This window comes from Metapseudomonas cellulosilytica (assembly GCF_049334135.1).
GTDB lineage: Bacteria > Pseudomonadota > Gammaproteobacteria > Pseudomonadales > Pseudomonadaceae > Metapseudomonas.
Window position 1 is genome coordinate 23402 of the sequence record NZ_JBHZGN010000041.1, and the last position, 12438, is coordinate 35839.

General features: G+C 66.3%; 1 protein-coding gene and 3 pseudogenes. All 4 read left to right on the top strand.

The annotated features are described in order from the left end of the window. Positions 1-13: 13 nt before the first annotated feature. Positions 14-7897 (top strand): annotated as a pseudogene (locus ACFW0H_RS29055) (two-partner secretion domain-containing protein); the annotation flags it as partial. Positions 7898-8776: 879 nt separating this feature from the next. Beyond that, positions 8777-10306: pseudogene (locus tag ACFW0H_RS30195) on the top strand (hemagglutinin repeat-containing protein); the annotation flags it as partial. Between the two features lie 576 nt (positions 10307-10882). Continuing rightward, a pseudogene (locus ACFW0H_RS30200) lies at positions 10883-11935 on the top strand (toxin C-terminal domain-containing protein); the annotation flags it as partial. Between the two features lie 322 nt (positions 11936-12257). Then, positions 12258-12438 (top strand): transposase (locus ACFW0H_RS29060; RefSeq protein ID WP_422917304.1); only part of this gene is annotated, 181 nt, incomplete at its 3' end.

Genomic DNA, 12438 nt, shown 5'->3' on the forward strand with positions numbered 1-12438 from the left:
GGAGTCCCGCAGCATGGATACCCGCAGCCCCTTCTTCCAGAACATCGCCCTGGTCCTGATCGGCATCCTCTTCCTCGATCCGATCGTCGCCACTGCCGCCCAGCTGGCGGTGGATCAGGCGGCGGGCGGCAATACCCAGCTGGGCCAGGCCGGCAACGGCGTGCCGGTGGTCAACATCGCCACCCCCAACGCCAGTGGCCTGTCCCACAACCGCTTCCGCGAGTACAACGTCGGTGCCGAGGGGCTGATCCTCAACAACGCCACCGAGCGGGCCCAGGCCAGCCAGTTGGGCGGGCTGATCCTCGGCAACCCCAACCTCCAGGGCCGCGCCGCCGGCACCATCCTCAACGAAGTCACCGGCGGTAATCGCAGCCTGCTCGGCGGCTACACCGAAGTGGCCGGGCAGTCAGCGCGGGTCATTGTCAGCAACCCCCACGGCCTCACCTGCAACGGCTGCGGCTTCATCAACACCCCGCGCGCCACCCTGACCACCGGCAAACCGGTGCTGGAGGCGGGACGGCTCGACCGCTTCCAGGTGGACGGCGGCGATATCACCCTCGAGGGCGCCGGCCTCAACGCCAGCAACGTCGACCAGTTCGAGCTGATCACCCGCAGCGCCCGGCTCAATGCCGAACTCCATGCCCGCGACCTCACCATCGTGACCGGCCGCAACGACGTGCAGGCCGACAGCCTGGCCGCCACCCCGCGCGCCACCGATGGCGGCGCCGCCCCGGCCCTGGCCATCGACAGCTCCGCCCTGGGTGGCATGTACGCCGGGGCCATCCGCCTGGTGGGCACCGAGGCCGGGGTGGGCGTGAAGCTGGCCGGCGACATGGCGGCCAGTGCCGGTGACATCCGCATCGACGCCAACGGCCAGGTGACCCTGGCGCAGACGGCGGCCGCCCGCGACCTGCAGGTCAGGGCGCAGGGCGCCGAGCTGACCGCCCAGGCCTATGCCGGCGGCAGCGCCGTGCTGGAAACGCGCGAGGACCTGGTCATCCGCCAGAGCCTGGCGGCGAAGGACGCCGTGCGCCTCAACAGCGGCGGGCGCACCCTCAACCAGGGGGTAGTCGAGGCCGGGGTCAACCCGGACAACAGCCGCAACGGTGGCGGCGACGTGCAGCTACAAGCGCGGGAGGTGCGCAACGCCGGCACCCTGGCGGCCAGCCGCAACCTCGAGGTCAGCGCTCGCCAGACCTTGGACAACCAGGGCGGCACCCTCAGTGCCCAGTCACAGGTCAAGGTGGCGGCTTCCAAGCTGGACAACCGCCAGGGCCGGGTGCTGGCCAAGGGCGATCTCGCGGTGACAGCCGATCAGCTGCAGAACAGCCAGGGCGGATTGATCACCAGCAGCGGACCGCTCGACGTCGGCGTGGGGCAACTGGACAACCGTGGTGGAGAAGTCTCCAGCCAGTCGAATGCCCGCCTGCGCACCGACAGCCTGGACAACCGTGGCGGCAAGGTGATTGCCGAACAGACCCTCGATCTCGCCGCCAGCGAGGCCGTGAACAACCAGGCTGGCGCCCTCGGCGCCAACCAGCGGCTGCAGCTCAAGGCGGGCTCCCTGGACAACAGCCGGCAAGGCCGGGTCGGCAGCCAGGGCAGTCTCGATATCCAGGTAGCGGACGCGCTGGACAACAGCCTGGCGGGACAGATCGGCGCCAATGGCCATACCCGGGTAGCTGCCCGGAAACTCGACAACAGCCAGGGCGGCCAACTGACCAGCAGCGCCGGTCTGGACCTCCAGGCCGGTCAGGTGGATAACCACGGTCAGGGCCGCATCGCCAGCCACGGTCCGTTGGCCGCCAGCATCACCGGGCTCGACCAGCGGGACGGCGGCCAGCTCTACAGCAATAGCGACCTCAGCCTAGACCTCAATGGCGGCCACCTGGATAACAGCGGTGGCCTGCTCAACGCTCCCGGCCGACTGCTGCTGAAGAACCTCGGCGATGTCAGCAACCGGAGCGGAGAAATCTCCAGCCGGCAGGCCTTCACCCTGGCCGCCCGCAGCCTCGACAACGCCAGCGGCAAGCTGCTGAGCGCCCAGGCCCTGACCCTGCGGCTGGAAAGCGCCCTGAACAACCTCAAGGGGCGGATCGCTGGCGCCGGCGTGGAGGTTCGCAGCGCCTCCCTGGACAACGGTGGAGGCCTGCTCACCAGCAGCGGCAACCTGCTGCTGCAGGTCGCCGGCCGGGTCGACAACCGTTCCGGGGAACTGTCCTCGGCGGGTGCCGCCAGGCTCGAAGCCGCCGGCCTGGATAACCGGGATGGCGACCTGCTCGGCGACAGTGGCCTGTCCGTCCTCCTGGGCGGCGCGCTGGACAATCGTGACGGCACCCTGGGTTCCGGTGGTGATGTCAGCCTGCAGGCCGCCAGCCTGGACAACAGTCAGGGAGGCACGCTGGTGGCGGACGGCAGCCTGGGCATCCTGCTCAGCGGCCTGCTGGACAACCAGGGCAAGGGCAGTCTGCTCGCCAAGGGGGTCATGGATATCCAGGCCGGCCGCCTGGACAACCGCGCTGGCCTGGTCAGCGGCCAGGGCCGGATTGGCATCCTTGCCGGGCAGTCGGATAACCGTGGCGGCCACCTGGTCGCCAATGGCCCACTGGTACTCAGGATCGACCTGCTGGACAACCGCGAGCAGGGCCAGATCAGCAGCAAGGCCAGCCTGGATTACCAGGGTCAGCGCCTGGACAACCAGGGCGGCCGCATCACTGCCGCCGGCCCCGTGCAGCTCAATGCCCGGGAGGTGCAGAACGGCCAGGGTCGCATCGCCAGCCAGGCCGATCTCAAGGCCAGCCTTGGCACATTGGAACAGGTGGGCGGCGAGCTGGTCGCCCAGGGCCGCCTCGACCTCGACGCTGCCACGCTCGACAACCGCCAGGGTGGTCTGGTGGGCAGTACAGGGGTCTTGACGCTCGCAGTCGACCAGATCGACAACCGCGGCGGCGAGATATCCAGCCAATCCGGGGTGACCCTCTCGGGCCAGCACCTGGACAACAGCGGCGGCAAGCTGCTGGCCGGTACCGACCTCGTCCTTGCCGTGGACCGTGTAATCAATCAGGCCAAGGGCCTGGTCTTCGGCCGTACGTCTGCCGCGCTCAGTGGCAGCAGCCTGGACAATAGCGATGGCACCCTGGCCAGCGCTAAGGCGCTGGTGCTTGCCCTGGCCCCCAGTGGCCGCGGGCCGGGCGGCACCCTGGTCAACCACCAGGGCCTGGTCAGCAGCGAGGGCACCCTGGTGCTCAGCGTCAGTCGCCTGGACAACCGGGCCGGCACGATATCCAGTGCCGAGGACCTGAATCTGACCAGCGCCGGGCCGCTCGACAACCGCGGTGGCGCCATCCTCACCGATGCGGCCCTGCAGCTTGCCAGCGGCCAGCTCGACAACAGCCGCACTGGCCGGATCAGCGCCAGGGGCGGCAGCCGGGTCCGCGCCGGTGACCTGGACAACAGCCAGGGCGGCATCCTGACCAGCGGTGCTCAGTTGGACCTCCAGGCCGCGCAGGTAAACAACAGTGGCAAGGGGCGCATCGCCAGCAATGGCCCGCTGAACGCAAATATCGCCAGCCTCGACCAGCGGGATGGCGGCGAACTCTTCAGCAAGGCCGACCTCAGTCTCGATCTCAACCAGGGCGAACTGGACAACCGCGACGGTGGCCTGATCAACGCCCAGGGCTGGCTGCTGTTGAATAACGTCGGCCTGCTGCGTAACCAGGGCGGGGAAATTTCCAGCCAGCGAGGCCTCAGCCTGGCGGTTCGGGAACTCGACAACAACGGCGGCAGCCTGCTCAGCAACCAGCCGCTGGTGTTGCGCATCGCCCAGGCCCTTAACAACGTCAAAGGCCAGATTTCGGCAGCCGGCCTCCGGCTCGAAGCAGGAAGCCTGGACAACAGCCAGGGCCTGATCAGCAGCACGGGAGACCTTGACCTCGTGGTGGCCGGCCAGGCGGCCAACCAGGGCGGTGAGTTGGTTGCCCTGGAAAAGCTCAACCTCCAGGCCGGCAGCCTGGACAACCGCGCGGACGGCCTGGTGGGAGCGGTAAAAGGCCTCAGGCTCGCGGTTGGCGAGACCGACAACCGCGGCGGCGAGATTTCCAGCCAGGCCGACGCCAGCCTCAGCGGCGGGCACCTGGACAACTCGGGTGGCAAGCTGCTGGCCAACGGCTCGCTGGTGTTGGCGCTCGACCGGCTGATCAACCAGGCCAAGGGCCTGGTGTCCGCCAGTGGTGGCCTTCGCCTGGATGGCCGGGAACTGTCCAACGACGGCGGCACCCTGGCCAGCCGGCAGGACCTCCGGCTCGACCTGAGCGAGCGCTTCTCCAACCGCCAGGGCCTGGTGAGTGGCGAAGGCACCCTGGGCATTGCCGCCGATACCTTGGACAACGCTGGCGGCACGCTGTCCGCCGGCGGCCCGCTGGTCCTGGAAGCCAGGACCGCGATGGACAACCAGGGCGGCCGGGCAGTGACCGACGACAGCCTGCAACTGCACGGCGGCCACCTCGACAACCGCAAGGGGCTGCTTTCCGCAGAGGGGGCCATGCAGGTCCGCAGCACGGCCCTCGACAACCGCCGGGGCGGGCAACTGATCGGTGGCGACACCCTCAGCCTCGACACCGGCCTGATCGACAACAGCGACAAGGGCCGGATCGGCAGTGCCAAGACTCTCGACGTACGCGCCACCAGCCTCGACCAGCATGGCGGCGGCCAACTGTTCAGCCAGTCCGACCTCCGCCTCGACCTTCAGGGCGGCGCTCTGGATAACCGTGGCGGCCTGCTCAACAGCCCTGGCCAGTTACTGCTGCAGAACCTCGGCGACGTGCGCAACCAGGATGGCGAAATCTCCAGCCAGCAGGCCTTCACCCTGGCCGCCCGCAATCTGGACAACAGCAGCGGCAAGCTGCTCAGCGCCCAGGCCCTGACCCTGCGTATCGAGCAGGCCCTGGGCAACCTCAAGGGCCTGATCGCCGGCGCCAGTCTCGCCATCCGGGCCGCCCACCTCGATAACAGCGGCGGCACCCTGAGCAGCCGGAGCGACCTCGACCTCGGCGTGGAACAACTGCTCGTCAACGGCTGGCAAGGCCTGGTCAGCGCCGCCCAGGCCCTGCGCCTGACCAGTGGCAGCCTGGACAACCGGGGCGGCAGCCTGCTGGCGGGAACGGCCCTGGATCTCTCCACCGGCAGCCTGGACAACAGTGGCCAGGGCCTGATCAACAGCCAGGGCCGGCTGACCCTGGCCAGCCGCCAGCAACTGGCGAATGACGGCGGTGAGATATCCGCCAAGGGCGAGCTGGCCCTGCGCACCGGCCAGTTCGTGCAGCACCAGGGCCGCCTGATCGGCGAATCCGGCGTCACCCTCGACCTGCAGGGCGGCGACCTGGACAACCAGGGGGGCCTGATCCTCGCCGACGGCCCGCTGCGCCTGGAGCACCTGCGCGATCTCGATAACCGGGATGGGGAAATCAGCAGCCGCGAGAGCTTCGCCCTCGACTTGCGCCACCTCGATAACCGCGGCGGCAAGCTGATCAGCAATGGCCAACTCGGCCTGGAACTGGAGAGCGCCAATAACCAGGGCGGGCTGCTCTCCGGCTGGCTGGGCCTCGACCTCAGCGGCCTGAGCCTGGACAACAGCGCCGGCGGCACCCTCTCCAGCCGCAGTGGCGACCTCAACGTCCGTCTCACTGGCGCCCTGCTCAACCGGGGCGAAGGCGCCCTGGTCAGCCAGGGCGGCCTCAGCGTCAAGGCGGCCAGCCTGGACAACAGCGACAAAGGCATTCTTTCCAGCGGTGCCGGGCAGACGCTCGAGCTCACCGACCTGCTGGACAACCGCGAGGGTGGCCTGATCGACAGCGGCGCCGGCCTGAGCCTCAAGGCGGTCGGCCTGAACAACGCCGCCGGCACCCTGCAGGCGCAACAGGACCTGATGCTGGAGGCCACCGACCTGGACAACAGCGGCGGCCGCATCGCCGGCAATGGCGCAGTCACCCTGAACCTGCTCGGTGCCCTGACCAACATCAGGGGGACCCTGGCCAGTACCGGCCCGCTGCTCCTGCAGGGGGCGAGCCGGGTCGACAACCGTGGCGGCCAGATCGCCAGCCAGGGCCTGTTGACCCTGCTCACCGGCAGCCTGGACAACCGCGACCAGGGCACCCTCGCCGCCAACGGCGCACTACTGCTCACCGCCGGCGGTGCGGTGCAGAACAGCAATGACGGCCTCATCTACAGCCGCAATGCTGGTCTCGAGCTGATGGCCGCCAGCCTCGACAACACCGGCGGCACCCTGCAGGTCCGGGGCGACCTCGCCCTGGCCGTCGGCGGGGCCCTCGCCAACCTGGGCGGCCGCCTCATCAGCCAGGAGGGCAACGTCGAACTCGAAGCTGCGACGCTGGACAACCGCGACGGTGTCTTCGCCAGCCTGCGCGGCTGGGTCAAGGCGCGCCTGGGCGACTGGCTCGACAACAGCGCTTGGTCCGGTGCGGGTGGCGTCATCCAGGCGCAGTCCCTGGAGCTTGCCGTCTCCCGTCTGAACAACCAGGGCGGGCATATCTCGGCGCTTGGTGGCGACGCCCGGCTCTCCGCGGGGCAGCTCGACAACCGCCAGGGCGGGCTCTTCGCCAAACAACTGCTCCAGGTCAGCGGAACCCAGGTGACCAATGGCGGGCAGATTGCTGCAGGCGCGGTGGACTTCAGCCTGGCCGGTGCCCTCGATAACCGCCACGGGATCATTGAAAGCGACAGCACCCTGGCGCTGGCCGCCGCCTCTCTGGACAACCGTAGTGGACAACTACGCGCCTTGGGCGGCAGCGGCCGCACCCAGCTCAGCCTACAGGGGCTCTTCGACAACCGTGGCGGCGTGCTGGAAAGCGCCAACCACGAACTGGGCGTGAGCGCCGGCAATTTCCTCAACGCCGGCGGCAAGGTGCTCCATGTGGGCCGTGGCGCCTTCGATATCGACACCCTCAGCGCCACCGACGGCGATGGCAGCCTGGTCACCCGTGGCGCACTGACCATCACCGCCGACAGCTGGACCAACAGCAGCGTGCTACAGGCCGGCAGCCTGATCGTCCAGGTTGGCCAGTTCACCCAGACCGCCGGCGGTAAATTGCTCGCCAGCGATCGGTTCAGCGGCAGCGGCGGCACCTGGACCAACCATGGGCTGCTCGCCAGCGATGGCGATTTCCGTCTCGACCTCAGCGGCAGCTACAGCGGCAGCGGCCGCATCAGCAGCCTGGGCCGCCTGAGCTTGAACTCGGGCCGGCTGGACCTGCCCGGCGAGGGCCGCATCACCGGCGGCGACGTCACCGATATCCAGGTCGGAGGGCTACTCACCAACGCTGGCCGAATCACCTCCGCCAGCGACCTGAGGATCAACGCCGGGGCCATCAGCAACTTCGGCACCCTGGGCAGTGCCGGCCAGCTGCGCCTGGTGGCGCCGAACCTGCTCAACGAAAACGGGCTGATCTTCAGCGGCGCGGACATGACCCTGCGCGTGGACAGCTTCATCAACCGCCATACCGACCTGTTCAGCCTGGGAGCGCTGGACATCGCCGCCAACGACGCCGGGGCACGCAGCGCGGTGCTGGAGAACATCTCCTCGACCCTGGAAAGCCAGGGCGACATGCGCCTCTCGGTCAGCCAGCTCACCAACCGCAAGGACCGCTTCGAGGCCAGCCTCGAACTGCATGCCGGCCGCATCACCATCACCGCGACCGACAACTGCAAGGGCAAGCACTGCTGGGCCCTATACAACGTCAAGGAAACCTACCAGGCCAAGGTGATAGAGGACTCCGCCAGCGCCAGTCTGATCGCCGGTGGCCATTTGGCGTTCCAGGGCGACCAATTCAACAACCAGAACAGCCTGGTGTCCGCGGCGGGAGATCTCAGTGTCAGCGCGGAGCGCCTCAGCAACGTCGGTGCGGCGGGTGGCTACGAGCGCTATCGCACCTACGAGATCTACACCAGGAGCGATCCCGAGTACTGGGGCTTCGTCCAGAACCAGGAGCACTACAACCGCTACAACGACCCGAGCTCGGCCGACTACGACCCGGGCCGCCTGGCCGCCGACCCCATACTCATTGGTGTCAAACAGAGCGACCAGAACCTGCCGACCACGGGTGCAGTGGTGGCCCAAGCCATCATCCAGGCCGGCGGCCGGATCGACGTGCAGGCCAGCCAGGAGATCGTCAACGGCAGCCTGCGGCCGGGCGAGCCCGGCGCGCTGGGGGGCAGTCGCGTGCAGAGCACGGCCACCGACGCCAACAGCCTCTCGACGCCTGCACGGCTCAATGCGCAATTGCCGCCCGACCTCGCGCAACAGCAGGTCAACCCGCTCAATTTGCCCGGCTTCAGCCTGCCCAGCGGCGAAAATGGCTTGTTCCGATTGAGCGGCCAGGGTGGCAGCGCCGCCGAGGCCGACATTGCCGGCAACGCCCCGCAGCAGTGGACCATGGGCGGCGCCAGCGTTGGCCTCGCCCAGCGCGAGCGGCCGCTTCCCGATACCCAGGTGCGTGAGGTGCAGGTCAGCGACAATGCCCAGACCGGCGGCTCGCAGCTTGGCCTGGGTGACTGGCAACGCACCGGAGGAAACGGCGGCAGCGCTGGTGCCATCCGCGTCGAGGTCGACGGGGCGTCGGTCGTTACCGCCCTGCCAGGCCGTACCCTGGCCGGTGGCGGCATGACCCCCGAGCAGGTCCAGGCGCCAGACCCCAGCGGTGGCGCGACGCTGCCGGATGGGCAAGCGGTCCAGCAGTTCTCGGGGCAACTCACCCTCCAGGCACCGTCCAGGCCCCATAAGTACCTGATCGAAACCAACCCCGAACTGACCAGCCTCAAGCAGTTCCTCAGCTCCGACTACCTGCTCGGTCGCCTGGGCTACGAACCGGACCAGGCACAGAAACGCCTCGGCGACGGCCTCTACGAGCAGCGCCTGATGCGCGAGGCCGTCGCTGCCCGCACTGGCCAGCGCTTCCTCGCCGGGCTGACCAGCGACGAGGCGATGTTCCGCTATCTGATGGACAACGCCCTGGCCAGCCAGCAGGCGCTGAACCTCAGCGTCGGTGTGGGCCTGAGTGCTGCCCAGGTGGCGGCGCTGACCCACGACATCGTCTGGATGGAACAGCATGTGGTGAACGGCGAGCCGGTGTTGGTGCCGGTGCTCTACCTGGCCCAGGCCCAGGGGCGCCTGGCCCCCAATGGCGCGCTGATCCAGGGGCGGGACGTCAACCTGGTGAGCGGCGGCGATCTGACCAACCAGGGCACCCTGCGCGCCAGCAACAACCTCAGCGCCAGTGGCCGTGACCTCGGCAACACTGGCCTGATCGAAGCCGGCAACCGCCTCGACCTGCTCGCCACCGACAGCATCCGCAACGCCCAGGGCGGCATCATCGCCGGGCGCGATGTCAGCGCCATCGCCCTCACCGGCGACCTGGTCAACGAACGCAGTGTCAGTACCCTCGAGCATGGCGGCGCCAGCCTGCGGCAGACCGACAGCGTGCTTAACACCACCGCGCGCATCGAAGCCGCCAACAGCCTCAGCCTCTCGGCCGGCCGCGACCTCAGCAACATCGGTAGTGTGCTCAGTGCCGGCGGCAACGCCAGCCTCAGCGCTGGCCGCGACCTGGCCATTGCCTCGGTCGCCGAGATCGATCACGCCGAAGGCCGTGGCAAGAAATCGCGCTGGAGCGAAACCAGCATCACACAGCATGGCAGTGAGGTGCAGGTGGGCGGTGATCTCAAGGTCGAGGCCGGGCGGGATCTGGCGGTGATCGCTAGTCGCGTGGGCGCCGGCGGTGACCTCGAACTGGCGGCGGGCCGCGACCTCACCATCGCCTCGGCGGCCGACGAAAGCCACTACGAGTACCACTACAAAGGAAAAGGCAAGAAGGTCGATATCGAGCGCGACAGCGTGCGTCAGCAGGGCAGCGTCATCGAAGCCGGCGGTGACATCACCGCCCTCGCCGGGCGTGACCTGACCCTCACCGCCAGCCAGGTCAAGGCCGGCGATGACGCGTACCTCTATGCCGGCCGTGACCTCAGCCTGCTGGCGGCCGAAGACAGCGACTTCAGCCTCTACGACAAGAAGAAAAAGGGCAGCTTCGGCAGCAAGAAGACCCAGCGTGATGAAGTCACCGACATTCGTTACGTTGGCAGCGAGATCACCACCGGCGGCGACCTCACCCTGGTCAGCGAAGGCGACCAGCGCTACCAGAAAGCCAAGCTGGAATCCGGCGCCGACCTGACCCTGGACAGCGGCGGCGAGATCGCCTTCGAAGCGGTGAAGGACCTGCACCAGGAAAGCCATGAGAAGAGCAAGGGCGACCTCGCCTGGACCAGCGCCAAGGGCAAGGGCACCACCGACGAGACGCTGCGGCAGAGCGAACTCATCGCCCAGGGCGAAATCGCCATCCACGCCGTGGACGGCCTGAAGGTCGACCTCAAGCACATCGACCAGCAGACCGTCAGCCAGACCATCGACGCGATGGTGCAGGCCGATCCCAACCTCGCCTGGATCAAGGAGTTGGAACAGCGTGGGGATGTGGACTGGCAGCGGGTGAAGGAAGTGCATGACTCCTTCAAGTACAGCCATTCGGGGTTGGGGGCGGGGGCGCAACTGGCGATTGCGATCCTCGTGACCTACCTGACCTGGGGAGCCGGTGCGAGTCTGAGCGGAGCTGCCGCGGGCTCCGTCGAAGCGGGCGTCGCCAACTCCGTTGTTAATGCTGTTGCGGTGAACACTGTTGTAAGCACCATCAACAACAAGGGCAACCTGGGGGCGGCGGCCAAGGACATCACCTCCAGCGACAGTCTGAAGAACTATGTGGCGGCAGGCGTAAGTGGTGGTGTTGCCGGTGGAGGCACTGGTCTTGAGATAGCTGTTAACTCAGCCATGAAGACGCTGGTCAACGGCGGCAAGTTCAAGGACAACCTGACCCAGGCTGTCATCGACTTGGCGGCCAATGCCCTGACTGGCGCCATCTATAAAAAAGTCGGGGACAGCCTGGTAGGCACCGGAATTCCCACCAAAGTCGCCGTACACGCCATCGTCGGTGGTCTGATTGCCGAAGCGGCGGGTGGCGATTTCCGGACCGGCGCCCTGGCGGCCGGCGCCAACGAGGCCCTGATAGACAGCTTCGGCAAGGAACTCTTTCCCGGCGAGGCCCATGAGCGCGTGCTGGCCATGACCTCGCAGTTGATCGGCATCACGGTGGCAGCAGCGGCGGGTGGGGATGAGAAGGCGCAGGAGAAAGCGGGGTGGGTGGCGCAGCAGGCCACGGTATTCAACTACCTGAAGCATGCGGAAGTTGAGCAGATGCTCGAAGAACGTGCTGCCTGCGGGGACAAGGAATGCCGTCTCGATGTTCAAGAGCGATGGGCTCAATTGGATGAGCAGCGGAATCGCGAGCTCGATACGCTCTGCCAGCGCGATCTGAAAGCGTGCGTTCAGCTATCGAACGAGCTGCTGGCTGATGCCCCTAAGATCCAAGCGCTGGCTGACAAGGTTCGCTCCAGCGGAGATGCCGGCGCGGCTACTGCAATCGGATGGATAGTTCCGGATAGTAACCAGGCATCGCAGAACATCATAACTAATCATATAGTTGCTGATCGTGATGGAGCCGGTGCAGGGTTTTGGGCAAATGCAGCTCAGCTTATTGCTGGCATAGTCGGAGGAGGAAAAAGCTCCGGGGGCGCGAAAGGCGCTGTATATAAGACAAACAAAGAAGCTAAGCTGGCGGCAGAGGCACTCGGGTTCACTAAGATATCTGAGACTACTCATGGAGGGCAGGCAATATATAAAAATGGAGGAATGTATATAACTAGGGATCTAGATGGGCATAATGGAGGGGCTTGGAAAATGGCGGATTCCATCAAGGGGTTGGGTAGTAAGAATACCAGGCTCGGAACGTATGATGTTAATTTGAAGCGTATTGGAGATTGAGTGTGGAAACTATATCGCCGGAAAAAGATTGGAAAAATAAAGGAAAGACTCTTCGGTGTTTGATTGAAGAGCTGAATTCATTTGAGAATAAAGAGTTGGTCGTCGAAATCTCGTTGGATGGTGGGCGGACGGCAAAGCCAATAAGTCTTGTTGGGAAAAAAGATGGAAAATGTCTTCTGATGTATCTGGATGACTAGTGAAAAGGCAAGGAAAAGGGGACAGGAAAAGGGGGACAGGAAAAGGGGACAGATTTATTTTTCCTACTCTAATTTTTCATAAAGGGTAGGGCCGTCGGATTTAGAGAGCCGTAGAGGGAGCAGCCATGCCCAGGGTCGGGCGCGTCTTATTGCCAAATTATCCACATCACATTGTTCAGCGTGGCCATAACCGGCAGGTCGTGTTTGCCGAGGACGCTGATTTCGAGCGTTACCTGGCCGACTTGCGCGAGTTGAAGGATGTCTTCGGGGTCAAGGTCTATGCGTATTGCCTGATGACCAACCATG